Origin of the sequence: Cupriavidus sp. DL-D2 (assembly GCF_039710735.1) — a bacterium.
Taxonomy (GTDB): Bacteria; Pseudomonadota; Gammaproteobacteria; order Burkholderiales; family Burkholderiaceae; genus Cupriavidus.
Window position 1 is genome coordinate 41,047 of the sequence record NZ_JBDKXK010000054.1, and the last position, 22,402, is coordinate 63,448.

A 22,402-nucleotide genomic window follows, 5' to 3' on the forward strand; every position below is an offset into this window, starting at 1 on the left:
TGCTTGCGCATGAGTTCGCCGATGATCGATGTACTGGTGATCGGCGGCGGCAATGCTGCGCTGTGCGCGGCGCTGATGGCCCGTGAAGCGGGCGCCAGCGTGATGCTGCTCGAATCCGCGCCGCGCGAATGGCGTGGCGGCAATTCCTCGCATACCCGTAACCTGCGCTGCATGCACGACGCGCCGCAGGACGTGCTGATCGATGCCTATCCCGAAGAGGAATACTGGCAGGACCTGCTCAAGGTCACGGGCGGCCTGACGGACGAAAAGCTGGCGCGCCTGGCGATTCGGGCGTCATCGACCTGCCGCGACTGGATGCGCAGCCATGGCGTGAATTTCCAGCCGCCGCTGTCGGGCGCGCTGCATGTGGCGCGCACCAATGCGTTCTTCATGGGTGGTGGCAAGGCGCTGGTCAACGCGTATTACCGCAGCGCGGAGCGTTTGGGCGTGAGGATCCGCTACAACGCGCCGGTCGATCGCATCGAACTGGACGGAGGTCGCTTCGTCGCGGCGTACATCGGCAACGAGCGCATTGCGGCGCGTGCCTGCGTGCTGGCGGCGGGTGGCTTCGAATCGAATCGTGAATGGCTGCGCGAAGCCTGGGGTCAGAACGAGCGCGGGGAATGGCCGGCCGACAACTTCCTGATCCGTGGCACGCGTTTCAACATGGGCGTGCTGCTCAAGCACATGATCGAGGCGGGCGCCGACGCCATCGGCGATCCGTCGCAATCGCACTGCGTGGCCATCGACGCGCGCGCGCCGCTCTATGACGGCGGTATCTGCACGCGGATCGATTGTGTGTCGCTGGGCGTGGTGCTCAACGCCAATGCCGAGCGCTTCTACGATGAAGGCGAAGATTTCTGGCCCAAGCGTTACGCCATCTGGGGCCGCCTCGTGGCGCAGCAGCCGCAGCAGATCGGCTATTCGATCATCGACGCCAAGGCCGTGGGCCGCTTCATGCCGCCGGTGTTCCCCGGTGTCAAGGCCGACACGCTGCCCGAACTCGCCCGCAAGCTCGGGCTGGACGAGGCCACTTTCATGCGCACGATCGGCGAATACAACGCCGCCTGCCGCGTGGGAAATTTCGATCACACCGTGCTGGACGATTGCCACACCGAGGGCGTGACCCCGGCCAAGACGCACTGGGCGCGTCCGCTCGATACCGCGCCGTTCTATGGTTATGCCTTGCGGCCCGGCATCACGTTCACGTACCTGGGTTTGAAGGTCAACGACCAGGCGGCCGTGCATTTTGGCGGTCAGCCTAGCGACAACCTGTTCGTGGCGGGCGAGATGATGGCCGGCAACGTGCTCGGCAAGGGCTACACGGCCGGTGTGGGCATGGCCATCGGCACCGCATTCGGCCGGATCGCGGGCACCCAGGCAGCACGCGCTGCAACGGGTGTGGCATCACAGGAAAAGGACTATGCAACATCTTGAAGCGTTGACGCGCGAGGCGGCGGCGCTGGCCAACGGCGACATCGACACCATTGGCGCCAGTGGACTCCATGGCCTGCTGCCGCTGACTGCGGACGAAGAGGAAGTGGCACGCACGCTGCAGATCTGCAACGCATGCCGCTATTGCGAAGGATTCTGCGCCGTGTTCCCGGCGATGACGCGCCGGCTGGAGTTCCCGAAAGCCGATATCCACTACCTTGCCAATCTCTGCCACAACTGCGGCGCGTGCTATCACGCCTGCCAGTACGCGCCGCCGCACGAATTCGCGGTCAACATTCCGCAGGCCATGGCGAAGGTGCGCGTACAGACCTACGGAGATTTCGCGTTCCCGGCGGCGCTCGGCGGACTCTATCGTCGCGCCGGTATGACCGTGGCATTGGCGCTGGCCGGTGGTCTGGTGCTGTTCCTGCTGATGGTGCTGGCCATGCGCGGCTCGCTGTGGCATGCGCCGCTGGCCGGCAACTTCTACGCGATCTTTCCGCACAACCTGCTGGCCGCGATGTTCGGTGCGGTATTCCTGTTCGCGATGCTCGCGCTGGGTATCGGCGTGACGCGGTTCTGGCGGCAGGTCACGCCGGGCACGCGCGACGGGGAATCGCACGGTGCGGCGGCCGGTGGTGCAGCACACGATGCGCTGCGGCTCAAGTATCTGGATGGCGGTCATGGCAAGGGCTGCAACAACGATGACGATGCGTTCACGCTGTTGCGTCGCCGCTTCCACCATTTCACGTTCTACGGCTTCATGCTGTGCTTTGCCGCTACCACGGTGGCTACGCTGTATCACTACCTGCTGGATCTCCACGCGCCATATCCAGTCACGAGCGTGCCGGTGCTGCTGGGCATTGCAGGCGGTATCGGTCTGCTGATCGGGCCGGCCGGGCTGCTCTGGCTGAACCTGCGTCGGGACCCTAAGACGATGGACGCTGCGCAGAAGCCGATGGACCGTGGCTTTATCGCGCTGCTGTTGCTGACCAGCGCGAGCGGACTGGCTCTGCTTGCCTTCCGCGATACCGGCGCCATGGCCGCGCTGCTGGCCATACACCTGGGCATCGTGATGGCACTGTTCGCCACGCTGCCCTATGGCAAGTTCGCGCACGGCATTTTCCGCAGTGCTGCGCTGCTCAAGTTCCATATCGAGAAACGCCGGCCGGCTGACCTTGCCCTCGGCTCGGATTGAATCTCGGGCAAACAACATACCCAATCGAACCCCATCCAGGAGACACCCCATGACGAAACCCGGTGTGCTGAACATTCCGTCGATGCGCGACCAGTGCAGCGAGGCGGAGTGGCAGGCGCGCGTGGACCTGGCCGCCTGCTACCGGCTGGTCGAGCTCTACGGCATGGCCGACATGATGGCGAACCACATCTCCGTGCGCGTACCGGACGAGGACGATGCCTTCCTGATCAATCCCTACGGAATGATGTACGAGGAGATCACCGCCTCATGCCTGATCAAGGTGGACCATGACGGCAAGATTCTGTCGAAGCCTGACTTCGGTGAGCTGAACTACGGCATCAACAAGGCGGGCTACGTAATCCACAGCGCCGTCCACCATGCGCGCCCCGAAGTGGCCTGCGTGATCCACACCCATAGCTGGGCGTCGATGGCGGTGTCCTCGCTCGCATGCGGACTGCTGCCAATCACGCAGACGTCCATGCGCTTCCTGAAGATCGGCTACCACGACTACCAGGGCGTGGTGCTCGACACCGCCGAGCAGGCATCGCTGATCGAAGACCTGGGCCGGGGCGAGGCACTGATCCTGCGCAACCACGGCGCGCTGACCGTGGGCAACACCGTGGGCGAGGCATTCAACTGGATGCACCGGCTCGAACTGGCCTGCCGCTCGCAGGTAGCGGCGATGTCGTGCAACACGCCTTTCCAGGAAGTGCCCGCCGATGTGCTGCAGGAAACGTGGAACAACTACCAGCCCGGCACGCGTCGGCCTTATGGCGTGATGGAGTGGCCAGCTCTGCTGCGCAAGCTGGACCGGATGGACCCGGGATATCGGGATTGAGCCTCGGTTTTCTCCCGGTTTCTCCCCTCTCCCGCAAGCGGGAGAGAGGCGGGGGAGAGGGCCAGCAGTGCAAATTGAGACAGGTCGGCAAGCAGAACCTCGTTGCCCTCTCCCCCAACCCCTCTCCCACTGCGTGGGAGAGGGGAGCAAAACAATACAAAACAAAAAATTCTACGGAGACAACCATGCATCGAATCGTCCCCCCAACGCTGCATTCCCGATTGCTCACGGCCTGCGCGCTGGCCCTGGGCGTGACAGTGGCCACGCCTGCCATGGCCGACGACTATCCCGTCAAGCCCGTTCGCGTAGTAGTGGCCTTCACCGCCGGCGGCACAACAGACATGCTCGCCCGCAGCGTCAGCCAGCAGATGGCACAACGATTGAAGCAGTCGTTCGTGGTGGACAACCGGCCCGGTGCAGGCGGCAATATCGGCACCGAGTACGTGGTGCGTGCGCCGGCTGACGGATACACGCTGCTTGTGAACTCGGTGGGACCGATCTCGATCAACCAGACGCTTTACAAGAAGCTCAACTACGACCCGCTGACCGATCTCGTCCCTGTGGTGCAGATCGCCGATGTGCCGAATGTGCTGGTGGTCCATCCGTCGCTGCCGGTAAAGACGTTCGAAGAATTCGCGGCCTATGCCAAGGCGAATCCCGGCAAGCTCAACTACAGCTCTACCGGCGTGGGCACGTCATCGCATCTGTCGGGATTCATGCTGACCGAGCGTATGGGCACGCAGGCCACGCATATCCCCTACAAGGGCGCCGATGCGCTTAACGACCTGCTCTCCGGCCGGGTGCAGTTCATGTTTGCGACGATTCCTTCGGTCATGTCCCATATCCAGGCCGGCAAGCTGCGGGCATTGGCAGTGACCAGCGCCAAGCGGTCACGCTCGCTGCCAGATCTGCCCACCATCGCGGAGAAGGGCTTTCCGGGGTTCGAGGCGGGATCGTGGTTTGGCTTCTTCGCACCGAAGGGTACGTCGCCCGAGGTGGTGGCGAGGTTGAACAAGACGGTCAACGAGATCCTGCCGTCCCTGCAGGCGCAGATGATCCGCGAGGGGGCCGATCCCGTGGGCGGCACGCCAAAACAGTTCGGGGACTTCACGCGGGCAGAGTTCGTCAAGTGGAAGGCCGTGGTGAAGGCGTCCGGCGCCACGGTGGATTGATCGATGGCGACGAGGTCCGAATCCGGCGCGGCACCGCTGCGCATCCTGTTGTCGATGGCAGCGCTCGATGCCCATCGTGATGCCATCGACAACGCCATGGCTGGTCATGCGTGGGAGCCGGTGTCCGCACCAGACATCGACGATCCGCGTTCCATCGATGCCGATGTCGCCTTCGTCTCCCGCGACGTCACGGGACTGTCGACCAAGCATGAGGTCCTGCCGGCCACGGAACGGTTCTACAACGCGATGCGCGAGGCGCCGTCGTTGCGCTGGGTGCATACGCACTCGGCCGGCGCGGATCGCGCGATCTTCCTGCAACTGCGGGAACGTGGCGTGGACGTGACCACGTCGTCGGGATCTAACGCGGGAGTCGTGGCGCAAACCGCGCTGGCGGGTGTGCTCGCGCTGGCCCGGCATTTTCCGCAACTGATGGATGCCCAGCGCACGCAACGATGGGCGCCGCTGATCGGTAGCGGCATGCCGCGCGATCTGCAGGGCCAGCGAGCGACGATCCTGGGGTGGGGTCCGATCGGCCAGCAGATTGGCGCGGTACTGCGCGTGCTGGGCCTGTCCGTCACCGTGATCAGGCAGCGTGCCACGCCGGCCGGCGAGGGGTTCGCCACGGCCACGTTCGATGTCCTCGACGCGATCCTCCCGCAGACTGACTGGCTGATCCTGGCCTGCCCGCTGACCGACCGCACGCGTGGGCTGATCGATGGCGCCGCGCTACAGCGCCTGCCAGCGGGTGCGCGACTGGTCAACGTGGCACGTGGCGAGATCGTGGACGAAACGGCGCTGATCGAGGTATTGGGCAATGGTCATCTCGGCGGCGCCTATCTGGATGTCTTTGCGCATGAACCGCTGCCGGCCACGTCGCCACTCTGGATGCTTCCCAACGTCATCGCCACGCCGCACAGCGCGGGATTCTCCGATGGCAACGCCGCGCGCGTGGTGGAAATGTTCCTCGACAATCTCCGGCGCTGGACACGCGGCGATGTTCTGATGAACCGGGTCACGGGGTAAGTCGAAAAAATGAGAAATTGAGAACTTTCCACCGTGATTTGCGGAAATTTCCGCAACCTGCGAGAGAGCGTGGCGCGCACAATACAGGGATCGCAACCATCACTGTTTCTATCCGGAATGCGTCCGGTCCGCGCCATGCCCAGCCTTGCATTGTTCGTCCAGCCCACGTTCGCTACGCCGCCGGCCACCACCACGCGTACGGCATCGTCTGCCGTGCGCGTCAACAAGCTGCCGCGCATCGTGCTGGCCGACGATCATCCGTTTTGCCTGATGGCGCTGGCGGAGCAACTGCGCGCGGCCATGCCGTGCGAGGTCGTGTCGTGCGAGCACGGACATGCGGCCTGGGCCGCGCTGCAGGCGCAGGATGTTGCCATGCTGCTGACCGACATCGACCTGCCCGGCATGGATGGCCTCACGCTGGCCCGATCCGTCCGGAGCCGGGAACAACGTAACAAAGTACCGCATCTACCGATCGTCGCCATCTCGGCCACTGTGAGTCCGGCCATAGAACAGGCGTGCCGGGCCGCCGGTATCGATCTGGTGCTGGAAAAGCCGGCTAGCGCCGAGATGCTGGCCGGTGTCCTGCGTGCCTGTCTTCCTCATACCGATTGAGTCGACGGCTTCACCCTTTCCAGGCCGAACAGCGGATCACGCTGCAGAAGTTGCCACGATGAAAGTGCGGTTCCTTGTCGGCAATGACATCGGCCTTGACATTGCCGAACGTGGTATCGGGCTTGTGACGGATGCCATCGTAGAACGCCTGGATGATGTCCTCCTTGAAGTGTTCGGTGCGTGGATGCGCATGCACCACGGCTTCGCGATCCGCATCGGCGAACGTGTCGTAGCGGATGCCAAGCACGTCCATCTCCACACCCGCCGTGACTAGCGCAATTTCAGGTGCCATGAATTCTGGGACGCCCGGCGTGGTATGCAGCGCGATGGCCGTCCATACCTTTTCCACTTCGCGCTCGCCGATGCCCCGGCTGCGCAAAAAGTCCGCGGCGGCGTTGGCACCATCTACTTCGAATCGCTTGTCGGCGCTGCCATGTGCATGGGTCAGCCCCATGTCATGGAACATGGCGCCTGCGTAGAGCAGTTCGGGGTCATAGCACAGGGCGCGATGCTTACCGGCCAACGCTGCCCAGTAATAGACGCGGCTGGAGTGATGGAACAACAGCGGTGATTCGGTATCGCGCACGAGTTCGGTGATCTCGCGAGCCAGCTGGCTGTCGGGGATGGCGATGTCGCCGGTGGTGAAGCGCATGGTGGACTCCTTCGCTTGGGGTTGAAGCGAGTGTAGGAGCGCGGTAGGATGGCTTCAATCGTCGTAATACGACGATATAGGACAAACTGACGTTAACAGGACGCTGCCATGCCGGCTTCGCGAAACATTGGCCTGCTCGCCATCGAGGGTGTGCAGTTGCTGGACGTCTCGGGGCCACTCGATGTGTTTGCCGAGGCCAACCGCCAGGCCGGGGCCGAGATCTATCACCTCGATCTCGTGGCGCTTGGTCGCGGGCCGGTGCGGGCCTCGTCGGGGGTGCGCCTGATGCCGGACATCGTCATCGAGGACGATCCCAGGGCGCGCAAACTGCCTCGCATCCACACACTGCTTGTGGCGGGCGCACCCCACGCCGCAGACGCGGAGGTGGCCCCGGCATTGCTCGACTGGCTGCGCCGTGTGGCGCCGACGACGCGGCGTTATGGTTCGGTGTGCAGCGGGGCGTTCCTGCTGGCCGAGGCCGGTCTGCTCGATGGACGCCGCATCACCACGCACTGGGCCGACGCCGACGCGCTGGCCGCAAGGTTCCCGCATGTCACTGTCGATGCCGATGCCATCCACGTGCGCGATGGCAAGCTGCGTACCGCGGCAGGGGTCACGGCCGGCATGGATCTGGCGTTGTCGCTCGTGGAGGAAGACCTGGGCCGGGATATCGCCATGCGCGTCGCCAGCCAACTGGTGATGTTCTTTCGACGGCCCGGTGGCCAGATGCAGTTCAGTCGCCGCGAAACACCCGCTGCCAATCGTTCGGCACTGCAGGAACTCCAGCGCTGGGTCGCCGCCCATCCCGCCGAACCGCACGATGTCCCCAGCCTGGCTGCACGCCTCGGCGTCAGTCCACGGCATCTGTCTCGTCTGTTCCAGGAAGAGGTCGGTGTCACACCCGCGAGTTGGGTGGAGGGCGCCCGCGTAGCCGCCGCGCGGCAATTGCTGGAGGAAGGCATCATCGCGCCGAAGCAGGCAGCGGCAGCCTGCGGCTTCACGAACATCGATACGTTCAGGCGGGCATTTTTGCGCGTGGTGGGGGTAACGCCGGCGGACTATCGGAAGCGATTTGTGGGGGTGTTGGGGTAGGGCGTTTCGGAGTATTCCAACGCCCTTCGCTATGGGAGAAAAACAAGCGTGTCGTAAAGGCCAACGTCCTCTGCTATGCGCTCCCTCTCCCATGCCAGTGGGAGAGGGGAGTCAACCAAGAAGCGGTCGATAGAACTACATATTCAACGCCCGCTTCTGCACCGCAAGCGCGGCCTCGCGCATGACCTCCGACAGCGATGGATGCGGGTGGCTGATCATGCCGATGTCTTCCGATGCTGCCTTGAATTCCATGGCGACCACGCCTTCGGCGATCAGGTCCGAGGCGTTGACCGAGATGATGTGTACGCCCAGCAGTTCGTCGGTGTTGGCATCGGCGATCATCTTGATGAAGCCTTCGGGGCGGCCCAGGCCGAGCGCGCGGCCGTTGGCGGTCATCGGGAACTGGCCGGTCTTGTAGGCACGGCCTTCGGCCTTGAGTTGGGCTTCGGTCTTGCCGACCCAGGCGATTTCCGGTGCGGTGTAGATGACCCACGGAATGCAGTTGTAGTCGATGTGCGGCTTCTGGCCGTCGATGACTTCGGCCACCATCACGCCTTCGTCCTCGGCCTTATGGGCAAGCATCGGTCCGCGCACCACATCGCCAAGCGCGTAGATGCCGGGCACCGACGTGCGGCACTGGTCGTCCACCGGGATGAAGCCACGTGCGTCCGCTGACAAGCCCACGGCATCGAGACCGAGGTTGTCGGTATTCGGCACGCGGCCGATGGAGACGATCAGACGGTCGGCGTCGAGTTTCTGGTCCGCGCCATCGCGGTCCTTGTAGGCGATGCTCACGCCCTTGGCCGAGGTCTTGATCTCGCCGATGTTCACGCCGAGGTGAATCGCCAGCCCCTGCTTGTTGAACTGCTTGGCGGCTTCCTTGGCGATGGCTTCGTCCACGGTGCCCAGGAACGTCGGCAGCGCTTCGAGCAGCGTCACCTCCGCGCCCAGCCGTCGCCAGACGGACCCGAGTTCGAGTCCGATCACACCAGCGCCGATCACGGCCAGCGTCTTCGGCACCGAATCGAAGGACAGTGCGCCCTCGTTATCGGAAACGATCTTGTTGTCCACGGGCACGTTAGGCAGGTGTCGCGCCTTGGAGCCCGTGGCGATGATGACGTTGCGTGCGGTATAGGAATTGGCGTCCTTGCCCTCGATGGCTTCCACGGTGACCACGCCGTCCGCCGCGCGGCCCTTGAACTTGCCGTGTCCCTTGATCCAGGTGACCTTGTTCTTGCGGAACAGGAACTCCACGCCGCCCGTGAACTTGTCGACGATAGCCGCCTTGCGGCCGATCATCTTGGCGAGATCCAGGGAGACACCCTTGACGTTGACGCCGTGATCCGCAAGATCGTGCTGCGCCTGCTCGAAATGTTCGGACGATGCCAGCAGCGCCTTGCTCGGGATGCAGCCCACGTTGAGGCATGTGCCGCCGAGGCGAGGCTTGCCGCTGGGGTCTTTCCACTCTTCGATGCAAGCCACGGTCTTGCCGAGCTGCGCCGCGCGGATGGCCGCGATGTACCCGCCGGGGCCGGAGCCGATCACGATCACATCGTAGTCGGCCGTGGCCGATGCGGGAGCGCCGCCGCCTGAAGCTGCGACCGGTGCAGGTGTTGAGGAGGGTGCAGGGGAGGGGGCTGGTGAAGGGACTGGAGAAGCAGAAGGCGAGGAAGGTGCAGGGGCCGCCGCCGTGGCCTTGGCTTCGGTGTCCACCACGGCGATGACCTGTTCGGCCTGCACCGTCGCCCCATCTGGCTGAACGATCTGCGCCAGTACACCGGCTGCGGGGCAAGGCACTTCGAGCGTGACCTTGTCCGTTTCGAGTTCCACGAGGATCTCGTCGATGGCCACGGCCTCGCCGGGCTTCTTCTTCCACTGCAGCAGCGTAGCTTCCGAAACCGATTCGGAGAGCTGGGGCACCTTCACTTCGATCGTGGCCATTAGGGTTCCTTAGGTAGCCGTGGCGAAAGCTTCCAGTCTAGGAGAGTGCGCTCACGGCTACCTGAAGGATGATTAAGGGTTTACCCTTGATGTGTGATGCGTCTTAGTGGCCGGCGCTCTGACCACCGTCGACGTGCAGGATCTCGCCGGTCACGAACGGTGCCGATTCCAGGAAGAGCACGGCGTCCACGATGTCGCTCATTTCGCCCATATGGCCCATCGGGTGGAGCGCGCCCAGTGCAGCGTGGGTTTCAGGGGCGTGCATCGGCGACTTGATGATGCCAGGCGACACCGCGTTCACGCGAATGCCACGCTTGGCATATTCCACAGCCAGCGACTTGGTAGCGGCGTTGATGCCGCCCTTGGTCAGCGAGGCCAGCACCGAAGGCACACCGTCGATGGCGTGGTCCACCAGGCTCGTGGTGATGCTCACCACGTGGCCGCGGCCCTGCTTTTCCATCTGGCTGATGGCGAGCTGCGTGATGTGGAAGAAGCCAGCCAGGTTCACGCCGGTCTTGGTGGCGAAGTCTTCGGCGGTGTATTGCGTGAACGGCTTGGCAATGAAGATGCCGGCGTTGTTCACCAGCGCATCCACGCGGCCGAATTTCTCGATGGCGGTGGACACCACGCGGCGGGCCGTGTCCGCATCGGCGATATCGCCTGCCACGGCAAGGATATCGGCGTCATCGGACGGCTTGATGCTGCGGGCCGTGGCCACCACGCGGTAGCCGCGTTGGCGATAGGCCTTGACCAGCTCGGCACCGATGCCTTGCGAGGCGCCCGTGACGATGGCGACCTTGGTTTCGTTGGAGGAGGAGGTGGTTTGCGTGCTCATGATGGGATCTCGTATCTAGGTTGACCTTGGCGATTTGCCAATCGAACCGACGTGGTCGATGGATGCAAATTTAGGTGACGATCCGCCTCAGTTGAACGGCCTGGCGGCACAAAGACTTGTGCGTGGGGGGAACAAGTGCAGTCCGAGGCCAGTCAACGCCGCAACAAAAAAGGCCGGTGCCACTGGCACCAGCCTCCTGAAAAAAACCGGTTGCGATCGCGAACGATCGCCGGTGGTCAGCGCAACGTCGCGCGCAATCCCGCCAACCCATCAACGGCTTCGGCCAACTCCCCATTCAACACCCGCATCAGTTCCGCAGCCGGCAGCGCTCGCGCCAGCGGCACCGCTTGTCCCGCCCATTGCGCGGCGAAAGCTGCCGAGCCTTGTGCCTTGGCGGCGGCGTGGAGCGCTTTGCCGGCATCGTAGGCGATCGGATAGTCCGGGGCCGCTGGCGCGTTAGCCGCCATGCCGAGTGCCGTGAAGCGGTTCGTGAAACCGCGTGCGGCGCGGCCCGAGATGGCTTGGGTCAGCGTGGTAGGTGGTGTCTGCGCCGAGGCCAGGATGGCGCGATACGCGGCATCGGACGACGTTTCGGGACACGCCACGAAAGCCGTGCCGAGTTGGGCGGCCGCCGCACCGAGGGCTAGCGCCGCTGCGATGCCGGCACCATCCATGATGCCGCCCGCCGCAATCACGGGCAGGCGTGTTTCACGTACCAGCACGCGCACCAGCGCCATCGTGCCGAGTCCTTCGTCGTATTGCTTCGGATCGAACACGCCGCGATGGCCGCCGGCTTCGATACCCTGCGCGACGATGGCATCGATGCCCGCCGCTTCGATCAGCCGTGCTTCCTCCCGCGAGGTGGCCGACGCCATCAGGTAGATGCCGGCGTCGTGCAGCGCGCGGATCTTGGCAGCGTCGGGCAGCCCGAAATGGAAGCTGACCACGGCAGGGCGTTCTTCGAGCAACATCTGCAGCATGGCTTTATCGGTCTGGAACGACTGATAAATCTCACGCAGCGATTCGGGCGGCTTGGCACCGAATTCCGCAAAGACCGATGCGAGGTAGTCGAGCCATGCCAGTTCGCGCTGGCTGTCGGCCTGCGCGGGCGTATGGCAGAACAGGTTGATATTGATGGCTTTGGACGTCAACGCGCGGGTTTCGGCGATGGCCTTGCGGGCGGCCTCGGCATCCATCGCACCGACCCCGAGAGACCCAAGGCCGCCCGCGTTGCTCACGGCGGCGGCCAGTGCCGGGGTGCTCACGCCGGCCATCGGCGCCTGGATGATCGGTGAGGTCAGGCCAAGACGGTTCAGGAAGATCGAAGCGGACGAAGCGGACCAGGTGGGCGAAGTCATGTTGCAGTCTCCAGATAAGGCGCAGCCGGCGAGATGGATTTCATCTCGAAACAAGATGAAAGATGCAATGTAAATGCTGATTTCGCGATGATAGGGGAAAGCGTGCGACTTGAGTTGTTCCTCAGCGTATCAAGTCATGTGCCAGCGCCGGGGTTTATCCGCGGCGGGGCGGTTCCTATAGTTGGCCGCAGGTTCGCATCCCTTGATCAATGACTACCCCGGAGACTGCCATGAGCACCATCGAATCGAAACTGGCCGCGCGCGGCCTGACACTGCCGCCGCCGCCCCAACCGCTGGGCAGCTACACCGCCGTCAGCCGTGCGGGCGATCTGTTGTTCATATCAGGACAGTTGCCGTTGCGTGATGGCAAGGTGGCGTGGACCGGGCAGGTGGGCCGCGACCTGAGCGTTGCAGAAGGCAAGCAAGCGGCGGCGCTGGCCGCATTGAATGTATTGGCGCAGATTCGTGCGTATCTCGGCAGTTTCGACCGGCTTGATCACATCGTGCGCGTGGAAGGGCACGTTACGAGCGCGCCGGGCGTGTTCGATCAACCCGCCGTGCTCGACGGTGCATCGGACCTGTTTGCGGAGGTATTGGGCGACAAGGCCGGACATGCGCGCGCGGCCTATTCGCAGACGCAGCAGCCCGGCAATGCAGCGGTGATCCTTGTGGTGATCGCGCAGATCAAGGATTAGGCCGCGCCGCGGGTGCCTGCCGGGACGACGGCTGCCGGCACCGGCGTGGACACGTGTGCGGCGTACAGCCGCTGCGCACACACCGATCCCACCACGGCGAGTGCCACGGCTGGCAGCATGTCGTATTGCAGATGCGTGAACTCGCCTACCAGCACGATGGCCGTCAGCGGCATCTGCATCGACGTGGCGAGGAAGGCTGCGCCACCGATGACGGCGCAGGCGCCCACCGGGACATTGGGCAGGAACATGTTCCAGAACCCTGCGGCGATCACGCCAATCAGCGCGCCGCAAGCCAGCCCGGGCGTCAGCAGTCCGCCCATCGCACCCGCGCGCAGCGAGGAGCAGATGATCGCGAGCTTGAGCGCCAGCAGTGTGATGGCGAGGCCGATGGCGATCTGGCCAGTGAAACCGAGCAGCGCGGGACCTTTGCCGTTGCCCGGCAGTTCGGGAAAGACCATCGCCAGCAGACCGATCAATGTGAAGTTCAGCAGGCAGAACACAGGCAGGCGCCAGGAACGCGCGGCGTGCAGGCGTGCAGTGGCGGTGACTTTGGCAAACAGGTGGGCGGCGAGTCCGGCGATCGGTCCGAAGAGTGCGGCCCATGCAAGCAGCGGCAAGCCCGGCGTGAATGCGGGCAGCGTGTACTGGACTTCCGACCCGAGACCCATCGAAGCGACCAATGCCGCGACGGTCGACATGAAAATCGCCAATACCGCCGTGGAGGGCTGAAAACTTTGCAGCAGGACTTCGAGCGTGAACAGGGCGCCTGCGAACGGGACGTTGTAGACAGCGGCCAGTCCGGCGCCCGCACCTGCGGCGACTATCCGGCGTTGCCAGGGGGCGGGCAGGGCGAATGCTGCCGACAGGCGTTGTCCGATGAGCGCGCCAATCTCGCGCGGTGCCACTTCGCGGCCCAGGGGCGAACCTAGCGCGACGGTGACGATCTGCAGCAAAGCGTGGCAGACCGTGGTGAAGACAGGCATGCGGGGTGGTGCAGGCAGCGAGACGTCCGCGTCGCCCACCGCGCGCCGGATACCCACCAGCGGGCGGCCGAAACGATAGAGCAGGAACCATCCCGCGCCTGCCACGATGCCGGCCACAACAAGTGCAGCGAGCCGGCGCAGCGGCGTGGCATGTTCCACACCCGACAGAAAACTCTGGTGGCCGATGACCTCGGCCAGGCTGTAGTGATAGGCCAGATGCTGGATGGCGTGCAGGAGCATCGCCAGGGCCATGCCGCCCAGTCCGGCGCCGACGGCGGTCAGCGCCGCTACCAGGGGCAGGCGCCAGCCGCCACGCGGAACATTGCGTGCGGCGGCGGGCTCGACGATCAGGTCATGTGGCCTTGCACCCATACTCAGGCGCCGTCGAAGAACGGGTTACGCGGACGGTCGATACGCGGCACGTAAGTGGCTGCCTTCATCGACGTCATCTTCGCCTGCACCTGCGGCTGCGTGGCATACGTCGCGTTCGACACCGTCGATGCCTGCGCCTGCGACAGCTTGGCTTCGGCCTTCTGCAGATCCACCGGGTAGTTGTAGTCCGTGCGGAACGGGTCGTAGCCTTCCTTCTCCACATTGACCAGATCCTGACGGACCTGGGCGCGCGTCAGCGGCTTCGGTGCGCGGATGCCTTCCTCGGCCGATACCTTGGCTTCGGCGGCCTGGATGTCAGCCGGATAGTTGTCGTTCGACAGGGCCGGATCGTAGCCAGCCTTCTCCACGGCGATCAGGTCGGCACGCACCTGTGCGCGGGTTTCGGCGCCATTCTGAACGGTGCTTTGGGCGAAAGCCATGGCGGGCAATGCGAGGATTGCGGCGCTGGCGAGCAGGGTCAACTTCTTCATGATGTGCTCCTTGCACAGAGGTTTAGGACTTCAAGTGATGCGACGTTGTGGAAGCGTCGGAAGTCATATTGCTCGCGCAAGGAGGGTGCGATTTTCAGATTCGCACGCACGATTCAGGGATGCCACGCCTCGGGGCCGATCCGCAAACCGGGGCGGGTGGACCGTACTATCTACTTGTCCAGTGTCACCTTACTCTCGGCATAAGCGGCCTGCTGCGCGAGGTTGGCTCAGGTCACCTTGTGCACTTCGGTATTGGCGGGCGACAGGATATTGCCGTCCTTGTCCATGGGCGCCATGCGCGGCACAGGTTTGCCGGTGCGCGTGTCGGTCAATACCGAGTGACGTTCGCCACGCGTGAAGCGCTGCGGCTCGCCCCATTGGCCCAGTGCGCCACCACGACCGGGAACCGCAGCGGCCAGCGGTCACCGATGACATCGAGCGTCCGTGCGAGCCCAGCGTCAGAATGCGGGCTTCACATTTTCCACGGCAGCACCGGTCAACTGGTAGCCGGCATCGCCCATCATCGTTTGCGACGCCTTGACACGCATCGTGCCGCTGACCGTCACCACATCCATCGTGCGGAAATTGCGTGACGCTTCGTTCGCCACCACGTGAACCACCTGGTTGGCTGGCGGGGGTGGCGTATGGATACATGCGCCAAAGTAGGGCACGAGCAGGAACTCGCGGATCGCCTCCCCCTCGCCTTCGAGCGACACCACATACCCCGTCATCCGCGCACCGCGGCCGTCGAGCGCAGGATTCATCGGCGCGTTCTGCCAGTACACCTTGGCCTCGTCGAGCGCCTGCTGCGCACGCGGATCGTCGTCCTCCAGTTTCGCGATGTCGAGGCCCTTGAACGGCTTCATCGGATCCCAGTCCGCAGGACGCAGCGTCTCCCAGGCAACGGTTTCGATGCTCGGCGCCGGGGCCGGGGCTGCAGGTTTCGAGACCACCGGCGGCGTACGGGGCTTCGACGCGGGTTTGCCAAAGAACGCCTGCCCGGCCGCCATCAACGCGAGCACGCCCGCCGTGGCCATGGCGGCAATACGCAGGGATCGCGGAAGTTTGCGGGGAGCGGAACGGCGGGGCATGGCAGGGCGGGGACGGCGGGCGAGGGGCCATTCTAGCGCGGGTTTGCACCCCTCTCCCATGAAGTGGGAGAGGGGTGCAAACACAGGGATGGCTCCAAATTTGCAACCATTCGAAACCGTCCGCATCCTCATGTATCTTGGGCCCTGCCAGACACACTACGATACAAAGCCTGCATGGAAGCAGGCAGGGGTGGCTGATATAACGCGGATCGAACAAGAACAATGCGCGATCTCCCCTCATGAATCTGCAGTCGTTTTCCTCCCCCGCTTTCTTCGAGAATCCTTATCCGCTGTATGAACAGATTCGCCAGGCCGGGCCGCTGCTGCCGCTTGGTCCGAATGTATTCGTAACGGGCCGCCATGCCGTGATCGACGCACTGCTGCGTGACCGGCGCATGGGCAAGACGTATCTGCAGAGCGTGCAGGCGCGCTACGGCGAGGCCGCCACGCAGCAGCCGGTGTTCCAGGCGTTGAGCCGCACCTTTCTGATGATGAATCCGCCCGCGCATACGCGGCTGCGGGCGCTGCTGATGCAGGCGTTCAACCAGCGGCAGGTGGAAGCCATGCGACAGATCGTTGCCGCCACCACGCAGCGACTGCTGGATCGCATCGGGCCGCAGGCCGAGTTCGACATCGTGGCGGATTTTGCGCTCCCGTTGCCGGTGGAGATCATCTGCCGCATGCTCGATATTCCGCTGGAGCACGGCGAACGCCTGGGCGCACACGCCGCGCGGCTGGCGTCGGCGCTCGATCTGGCACCGCTCGATGCCGACCAGCTCGCGCTGGCCGATGAAGCGGCGCTGGTGCTGGAGGCGCATTTCCGCGATGTGGTGGCACAACGGCGCGCGCATCCCGGTGACGACCTGATTTCCGCGCTGGTCGCCGCGGAGGAAGACGGTACGACACTGAGCGTGGACGAGATTGTTTCGAACGTGATCCTGCTGTTTGTGGCGGGCCACGAAACCACGTCGAACATGATTGGCAACACGATGATTGCGCTGTTCCGCAATCCGGACCAGTTGCAGCGCCTGCGTACGGACGCATCGCTCGTACGCAACGCGGTGGTCGAGTGCATGCGCCACGATGGCGCCGTGCAGATGGTGGTGCGTACGGCGATGGAAGACGTGGAAGCTGGCGGCGCGCATGTGCCGCGCGGCAGTATCGTCTTCATGCTGCTGGGCGCGGCCAATCGCGATCCCGCCGTGTTTGCCGATCCGGACCGCCTCGATATCGAACGCGATGCCACGGCGGCGCTGGGCTTCGGCGGTGGTATCCACTATTGCCTGGGCGCACGCCTCGCCATGATGGAAATCGAAGTGGCGATTCGCGCCTTGCTGGGGCGCTTTCCGGACCTCAGGCCGGTGGATCTCGAACAACTCGCCTGGCACCGCCGCAACAACCTGCGCGGCGTGCAAGCGCTGAAGGTCAGGACAGCGGGCCGCTGACGGCAATACTGGCGACGGCGAGCTTTCCTCTCGCCGCCGCCGGCATCACCACCATCACCATCACCACTACCACTACCACTACCACCACCATCAACTCATGACGGCTTGTCGTCTTCCTTGCGCGGGCGCGTCTGGCCCGGCATGGCATTGAACACACACCGATGACCGGCACCGCCCAGTTCCGAAGCCAGCGCGGACAGCGCCATGGTCACGAGCAACAACATCCGGCGCATCGACATGTTGGCCTCCTTATTTCTTGTCCACGTCGAGCACGGCCTGCGCAAACGCGGTGGGCGCTTCCTGTGGCAGGTTGTGGCCGATGCCGCCAGTGATTTCGCGGAACTCGTAGCGGCCCGTGAACTTGCTGGCGTAGGCGCTGGGCTTCGGATGCGGGGCGCCGTTGGCGTCGCCTTCCATCGTGATGGTCGGAATGCTGATGTTCGGTGCCTTGGCGAGTCGGTCTTCCAGCGCGTTGAAGCGTGCCTCGCCCTTCGCCAGGCCCATGCGCCAGCGATAGTTGTGGATCGTGATGGCCACCTGGTCGGGGTTATCCAGCGCGGCGGCGCTACGGTCGAACGTGGCGTTGTCGAATTCCCACTTCGGCGAGGCCAGCTTCCAGATCAGCTTGGCAAAGTCGTGCGTGTACTTCTTGTAGCCGATCTCGCCGCGCTCGGTGGCGAAGTAGAACTGGTACCACCACTGCAGTTCGGCTTCCGGCGGCAGGGGTTGCGCGCCGGCTGCCTGGCTGCCGATCAGGTAACCGCTGACCGAGACCAGGCCACGGCAACGATCCGGCCAGATGGCGGCCATGATGTCGGCGGTACGCGCGCCCCAGTCGAAGCCGGCCACCACGGCGGTCTGGATCTTGAGGGCGTCCATCAGGTCGATCATGTCGGCGGCAATGGCAGCCTGTTCGCCGTTGCGCGGCGTCTTGGCCGACAGGAAGCGCGTGCTGCCATAGCCGCGCAGGTAGGGGATGATCACGCGGTAGCCGCGTTCGGCCAGCAGTGGTGCCACGTCAACAAAGGCGTGGATGTCGTACGGCCAGCCGTGCAGCAGCAGCGCCACCGGGCCATTTGCCGGGCCAACTTCAGCGTAGCCTACGTCGAGCACGCCGGCCCGGACCTGCTTGATCGTCTCGAAGCGGGTGTGCGTGCCGGGCTGCGTAGCCGGCAGCGCAGGTGCCTTGACGATGCCGGAATCCGCATGGGCGGCTTCGGACAGACCCAGTTGGGCGGCGGCCAGCGTGGCCGCTGCCGTACCGAAGAAACCGCGACGAGACAAGCTGAAGTTTTCCGACATGTTTCTCTCCTGTGTGTGTGGTAACAACCTGGAGAGAAGTCTAGGAACCCGGCGCACATGCCATGTGTCTGCCGAGCACGGGTTTTGTATCGGCGTGTATATGGCCGGGCAGGGGCGTACTCGGTGATACAAAAAGGTCTACAGCACCACAAAGACAAACCACAGCACAACCGGGGCAATCACCGTCACCGCCGCGCCGTAGATCAGCAGTTTCCGGAAGAACGCCTGCCGATCCACGTTCTGCGCGTTGGCCAGCACCAGCGCGCCATTGGTGGAGAACGGGCTGACATCGACGATGGTCGAGGCCACGGCCATCGCCGCGATAAAGCCGATGGCGCTGACATCGGAACCCTGCTGCAGGAACGGCACGGCCAGCGGAATCAGTGACCCCAGCACTGCGGTGGAAGAGGCGAAGGCCGAAACGACTGCACCGACAAAGCACAGCAGCAAGGCGGCCACGAGCGGGGAGGTGAGGTTTGCCACGCTATGGCCCACGAAATCGATCGTACCCATCTTGTCCATCACGCCCACGTAGGTGCTGACGCCAACGATCAGCATGATCTCGGGCCACGACACCTGGCCCAGTGCGCGCTTCTGCTGCTCCGGCGCCATCAGCGTCAGCAGCACGGCAATGGTCAGCGAGACAAAGCCGATATCGAGCTTGAGCCAGAGCGTGAGCACCGCCAGGGCGACCAGGCCGAACACGGTGAGGTATTGATAGAGACCGGCCGGCGCGTCGGCATCCTGCCCACCGGCGCCGCCGAGCAGGGCATTGCTGTCGCGGTCCATGGTCTTGCGCTCTTCCATTCCCGCTTCGGCCTCGGCATCGCCGTAGATCTGTGCGCCTTGTGCGGGGATGGTTCGTGCCGCAAACGGCGCACCGATGGTCAGCACATCGCCAACGGGCGAGGTGGCAGTGGCCACTGCCGGCGCGGACTTGCGCATCAACCGCAGGCCGCCGAAGGCCACGAACAGACCTGCAGCCACGGCCAGGTTGACGCCGAAGCTGGCGAACGCCGTGGCCATCTCGTTGAGCGGCAACCCCGCTTTTTGCACGATTTTGTTGGTAATGCCGCCATAGATGCTGATCGGGGAGAAGCCGCCGCCCTGCGCGCCGTGGATCACCATCAGGCCCATCATTAGCGGATTGATGCCGTAGCGCGCCGCGAATCCGAGTGCGATGGGCGCAATGATTGCCACGGCGGCGGGGCTTACCGCGCCCACGGCAGTCAGCGTTGCCGCGATCAGGAACATGATCCATGGAATGGCCGCGATGCGTCCGCCCACCGCGCGCACGGCCAGTTTGACCAGCCAGTCGATGGTGCCGTTGTTCTGCGCGACGGCAAACAGGTAGGTGATGCCCACCAGGGTCAGGAACAGGTCGGCGGGAAAGCCGAGGAGAATTGCTTTCGCCGGCATGGCGGCCACCCAGGAACCGACGATAAAGGCGCCGACGAACGCCAGTGCGCCCATGTTGACCGGTAGCACCGTGGCAATCACGAACATCAGTCCGAGCACAGTGATGGATATCAGGTGTTGCGACATGGCGAACTCCATCGCAGGCGTGCACGCGATGCGCGCCTGACGGAAACAGCAAAGGAAAGGCTGGCGGCACGTGGCCGCCGCGCGGGCAGGGCGCTGCTAGTGCAGCGGCGGGCGCAGGCGGGAAGGAACAGGCATGTTGTCTCCGGTGTGGCGATGCCTCGGTCGGGCATCGATGGATTCGTTGTAGGGAGACAATAGGGTGCCGCGGACGCGGCATCAATTAAGGACCGTCCGCGATCCTTACGGAAAGCGGAACGGAACGGCCAGCCATCGGCGATGACCGGCCGGGTGAGGCGATCAGTGCGATTGCCCTGCGGCGTCGAGAATCAGGTTCGCCACTTCCTGCGGATGCGAGATCAGCGACACATGGCTGGATGGCAGTTCGATGGTGCGCGCCGACATCCGCTTGGCCATGAAGCGCTCCAGATCGGGATTGATCGTGCGGTCTTCGGTCGACACGGCGTACCACGTGGGCTTGTCACGCCACGCGGCCACCGTGGTCTTGGCCATGGTGATGGCGCGGCCCATGGGCTGTTGCACGGCATAGTACGCAAGCGCCTCCTTCGGCGGGAGGTCACCGGCGAAGTCGCTGACGAACGCCTGCTCGGAGAGCTTGCCGTAGTTGTCGAACCATTGCAGGCCAGCGGAGGCCGGCGCGGCGGGGAACTTGCGGGTCAGCGCGGGGTAGTCCTCGCCAGCATCGGGCGCACGCGCCGCGATATAGACGAGGCCCGAGACCTTCGGATCATCGCCGGCCTGCGTGATGACCATGCCGGCATAGGAGTGGCCAACGAGTACTGTCGGGCCGTCCTGCTGGGCGATGGCACGCTTGACGGCGTCCACATCGGCATCGAGCGAGGTGGTCGGGTTCTGCACCGAGGTGACGTGCAACCCGTGCGCCTGCAGCAGCGGAATCACTTTCTCCCAACTGGAGCCATCGGCATACAGGCCGTGGACGAGCACCACGTTCTTCACGGGCGTGGGATGGGCGGGGGGCTGCGCGGCATGAACAAGGCCGGCGACGGAAACGGCGGCGAGGGCGGCGATGGTGGTGATCGCGGAACGGATGGAGCGGGAGAATGGCATGGGACTTCCTTCTGGATACACGGGATAACAAGACTTTGGAAAGTAGCGAACAACGTGTGTTGCTGGCCCGAAGTATGTGCACCCGCCAGAGCGGCAATTCCTCGATTTCGAGAGTCCTTTTTTCTTCGCACGATGGCCGTATCGGGTGTGCGGCAAGGGTCTTCTGGCGTGTTAACGGCACGCCATTTGTGCGACGCAGAAAGCGGGGCTGTCGTTGAATCACTGCTGGTTTCTCCCCTCTCCCGCGTGCAGGAGAGGGGAGAAAACCGAAAGGAAAAAGCTACTCCGCCTGCCCCTTCAAACTGCCCAACGCCGCTACCCCCTGCCACGCGCCGCTATCGATCGCATCCACGATCAACTGCAGTATCGCCGCCTCTACTGTCTTGCAGGCCAGGCTCAGCCGTGCAGCACCCGCCACGCAGAGAAACACGCGACGCGAGAGCGTGGAATCGGAAATCGGTACGCACACGAATGCGCCGGGTGCCTCGTTGGCCAGTGCGCTCCACGGCAAGATCGTCCAGCCCATGCCGGCGTTGACGGCAGAGAGCAGGACGGAGACGGCACTGGTCTCGGCGACGAGATGCAGTTCGAGGTTGGCGGCCACGAATGCGCGGTCGGTCAGCACGCGCACGGAGTTGGGAAAGCTGGGCAGCAGCAATGGCAGGGCGGCCACCTCGGCCAGCGTGAGCGGCTGGTTGCCGTGACCGCTGGCGGCGGGTCCCACCGCCATGAGGTCTTCATCGAGCAAGGGAATCAGGTGCATGTTGGGACGCTGCTGCGCGTCCATGGCGATGCAGAGATCGAGCTTCTGCGCGGTGACGAGCTCGGCCAGGTCGGCGCTGCTGCCTTCGACGATTTCCACGGTGACATCGGGCACGTTGGCCGTCACCAGTTGCAGCAACGGCACGGCCAGCACGCGCGAGGTGCTCGTCGGCAGCCCCACGCGCACGTGGCCAGAGGGCACATCGCGTCCGTGGCGCACGGCGGCGTGCGCTTCTTCCATCTGGCGCAACACCATCTTGGCGTGGCGATACAGGATCTGTCCGGTCTCGGTGGGCCGTGCACCAAAGGGGCCGCGCACCAGCAGCTTGGCGTCGAGTTCCGCTTCGAGGTTGACCACGTGCTGGCTTAACGAGGGCTGCGCGATATGCAGCGCATCGGCTGCAGCGGTGATGCTTTCGAGTTCGACGATGCGCGCGAAATAGCGAAGCTGCCGGAAATCCATGGCGGTGCCTGA

General features: G+C 64.3%; 20 protein-coding genes and 2 pseudogenes. 9 read left to right on the top strand and 13 right to left on the bottom strand.

The window, feature by feature from the left end; genetic code table 11:
- The first annotated feature begins 21 nt into the window (after positions 1–21).
- The 6 genes from tcuA to ABDB81_RS22855 all read left to right on the top strand — a co-directional run bounded on the left by tcuA (position 22) and on the right by ABDB81_RS22855 (position 6,277).
- Complete coding sequence (gene tcuA / locus ABDB81_RS22830) at positions 22–1,437, top strand: FAD-dependent tricarballylate dehydrogenase TcuA (protein ID WP_346813693.1); 1,416 nt, start codon at positions 22–24, stop codon at positions 1,435–1,437.
- Positions 1,424–2,632 (top strand): tricarballylate utilization 4Fe-4S protein TcuB, encoded by a 1,209-nt coding sequence (tcuB, locus tag ABDB81_RS22835; protein ID WP_346813675.1) that lies wholly within the window; start codon positions 1,424–1,426, stop codon positions 2,630–2,632. Before tcuA ends, tcuB begins: the two co-directional genes overlap by 14 nt.
- Positions 2,633–2,681: 49 nt before the next feature.
- Positions 2,682–3,470: a class II aldolase/adducin family protein gene (locus ABDB81_RS22840; protein ID WP_160473580.1), complete on the top strand. Its 789-nt coding sequence runs from the start codon at positions 2,682–2,684 to the stop codon at positions 3,468–3,470.
- Positions 3,471–3,655: 185 nt separating this feature from the next.
- A complete protein-coding gene (locus tag ABDB81_RS22845) occupies positions 3,656–4,642 on the top strand; it encodes a tripartite tricarboxylate transporter substrate binding protein (RefSeq protein WP_137926882.1) in 987 nt (328 codons plus the stop codon).
- A gap of 3 nt (positions 4,643–4,645) precedes the next feature.
- Positions 4,646–5,665: a D-2-hydroxyacid dehydrogenase gene (locus ABDB81_RS22850; RefSeq protein WP_346813676.1), complete on the top strand. Its 1,020-nt coding sequence runs from the start codon at positions 4,646–4,648 to the stop codon at positions 5,663–5,665.
- A gap of 135 nt (positions 5,666–5,800) precedes the next feature.
- Positions 5,801–6,277: a response regulator gene (locus ABDB81_RS22855; protein WP_346813677.1), complete on the top strand. Its 477-nt coding sequence runs from the start codon at positions 5,801–5,803 to the stop codon at positions 6,275–6,277.
- A gap of 10 nt (positions 6,278–6,287) precedes the next feature.
- Here the strand turns inward: ABDB81_RS22855 and ABDB81_RS22860 are convergent, their stop codons facing one another.
- On the bottom strand, positions 6,288–6,929 hold the full coding sequence (locus tag ABDB81_RS22860) for an HD domain-containing protein (protein WP_160473582.1): 642 nt from the start codon (positions 6,927–6,929) through the stop codon (positions 6,288–6,290).
- A 108-nt stretch (positions 6,930–7,037) separates the two neighbouring features.
- Between ABDB81_RS22860 and ABDB81_RS22865 the strand changes: the two genes are divergently transcribed.
- Complete coding sequence (locus ABDB81_RS22865) at positions 7,038–8,021, top strand: GlxA family transcriptional regulator (RefSeq protein ID WP_160473583.1); 984 nt, start codon at positions 7,038–7,040, stop codon at positions 8,019–8,021.
- Between the two features lie 135 nt (positions 8,022–8,156).
- Here ABDB81_RS22865 and lpdA read toward each other — a convergent pair whose 3' ends face one another.
- From lpdA to ABDB81_RS22885, 4 genes and pseudogenes are all read right to left on the bottom strand, one after another.
- On the bottom strand, positions 8,157–9,572 hold the full coding sequence (gene lpdA / locus ABDB81_RS22870; protein WP_346813694.1) for a dihydrolipoyl dehydrogenase: 1,416 nt from the start codon (positions 9,570–9,572) through the stop codon (positions 8,157–8,159).
- Between the two features lie 174 nt (positions 9,573–9,746).
- Positions 9,747–9,962 (bottom strand): annotated as a pseudogene (locus ABDB81_RS22875) (biotin/lipoyl-containing protein); the annotation flags it as partial.
- A gap of 103 nt (positions 9,963–10,065) precedes the next feature.
- On the bottom strand, positions 10,066–10,797 hold the full coding sequence (locus ABDB81_RS22880) for an SDR family oxidoreductase (RefSeq protein WP_346813678.1): 732 nt from the start codon (positions 10,795–10,797) through the stop codon (positions 10,066–10,068).
- 236 nt (positions 10,798–11,033) lie between these two features.
- A complete protein-coding gene (locus ABDB81_RS22885; RefSeq protein WP_346813679.1) occupies positions 11,034–12,155 on the bottom strand; it encodes a nitronate monooxygenase in 1,122 nt (373 codons plus the stop codon).
- A 230-nt stretch (positions 12,156–12,385) separates the two neighbouring features.
- Between ABDB81_RS22885 and ABDB81_RS22890 the strand changes: the two genes are divergently transcribed.
- On the top strand, positions 12,386–12,850 hold the full coding sequence (locus ABDB81_RS22890; RefSeq protein WP_137926875.1) for a RidA family protein: 465 nt from the start codon (positions 12,386–12,388) through the stop codon (positions 12,848–12,850).
- On the opposite strand, the gene ABDB81_RS22895 is transcribed toward ABDB81_RS22890, so the two are convergent.
- The 3 genes from ABDB81_RS22895 to ABDB81_RS22905 form a co-directional block, all read right to left on the bottom strand.
- On the bottom strand, positions 12,847–14,205 hold the full coding sequence (locus tag ABDB81_RS22895) for a chloride channel protein (RefSeq protein ID WP_346813680.1): 1,359 nt from the start codon (positions 14,203–14,205) through the stop codon (positions 12,847–12,849). The two genes, ABDB81_RS22890 and ABDB81_RS22895, sit on opposite strands and share 4 nt — an antisense overlap.
- A gap of 2 nt (positions 14,206–14,207) precedes the next feature.
- Positions 14,208–14,696 (bottom strand): DUF4148 domain-containing protein, encoded by a 489-nt coding sequence (locus tag ABDB81_RS22900; protein WP_160473587.1) that lies wholly within the window; start codon positions 14,694–14,696, stop codon positions 14,208–14,210.
- A gap of 458 nt (positions 14,697–15,154) precedes the next feature.
- Complete coding sequence (locus ABDB81_RS22905; protein WP_346813681.1) at positions 15,155–15,787, bottom strand: DUF3299 domain-containing protein; 633 nt, start codon at positions 15,785–15,787, stop codon at positions 15,155–15,157.
- A 239-nt stretch (positions 15,788–16,026) separates the two neighbouring features.
- Here ABDB81_RS22905 and ABDB81_RS22910 point away from each other — a divergent pair, with 239 nt between their 5' ends.
- Positions 16,027–17,232, top strand: a complete 1,206-nt coding sequence (locus ABDB81_RS22910; RefSeq protein ID WP_137928516.1) for a cytochrome P450 — start codon at positions 16,027–16,029, stop codon at positions 17,230–17,232.
- A 95-nt stretch (positions 17,233–17,327) separates the two neighbouring features.
- Here the strand turns inward: ABDB81_RS22910 and ABDB81_RS22915 are convergent.
- From ABDB81_RS22915 to ABDB81_RS22935, 5 genes and pseudogenes are all read right to left on the bottom strand, one after another.
- A pseudogene (locus tag ABDB81_RS22915) lies at positions 17,328–17,471 on the bottom strand (hypothetical protein); the annotation flags it as partial.
- A gap of 10 nt (positions 17,472–17,481) precedes the next feature.
- Positions 17,482–18,534, bottom strand: a complete 1,053-nt coding sequence (locus ABDB81_RS22920; protein ID WP_137928514.1) for an alpha/beta hydrolase — start codon at positions 18,532–18,534, stop codon at positions 17,482–17,484.
- A 138-nt stretch (positions 18,535–18,672) separates the two neighbouring features.
- Positions 18,673–20,079: an SLC13 family permease gene (locus tag ABDB81_RS22925; RefSeq protein WP_346813682.1), complete on the bottom strand. Its 1,407-nt coding sequence runs from the start codon at positions 20,077–20,079 to the stop codon at positions 18,673–18,675.
- 297 nt (positions 20,080–20,376) lie between these two features.
- Positions 20,377–21,165 carry an alpha/beta hydrolase gene (locus tag ABDB81_RS22930; protein WP_137928512.1) on the bottom strand — a complete coding sequence of 263 codons (789 nt, stop codon included), beginning with the start codon at positions 21,163–21,165 and terminating at the stop codon, positions 20,377–20,379.
- 280 nt (positions 21,166–21,445) lie between these two features.
- Positions 21,446–22,390: a LysR substrate-binding domain-containing protein gene (locus ABDB81_RS22935; protein ID WP_137928511.1), complete on the bottom strand. Its 945-nt coding sequence runs from the start codon at positions 22,388–22,390 to the stop codon at positions 21,446–21,448.
- Positions 22,391–22,402 lie beyond the last annotated feature (12 nt).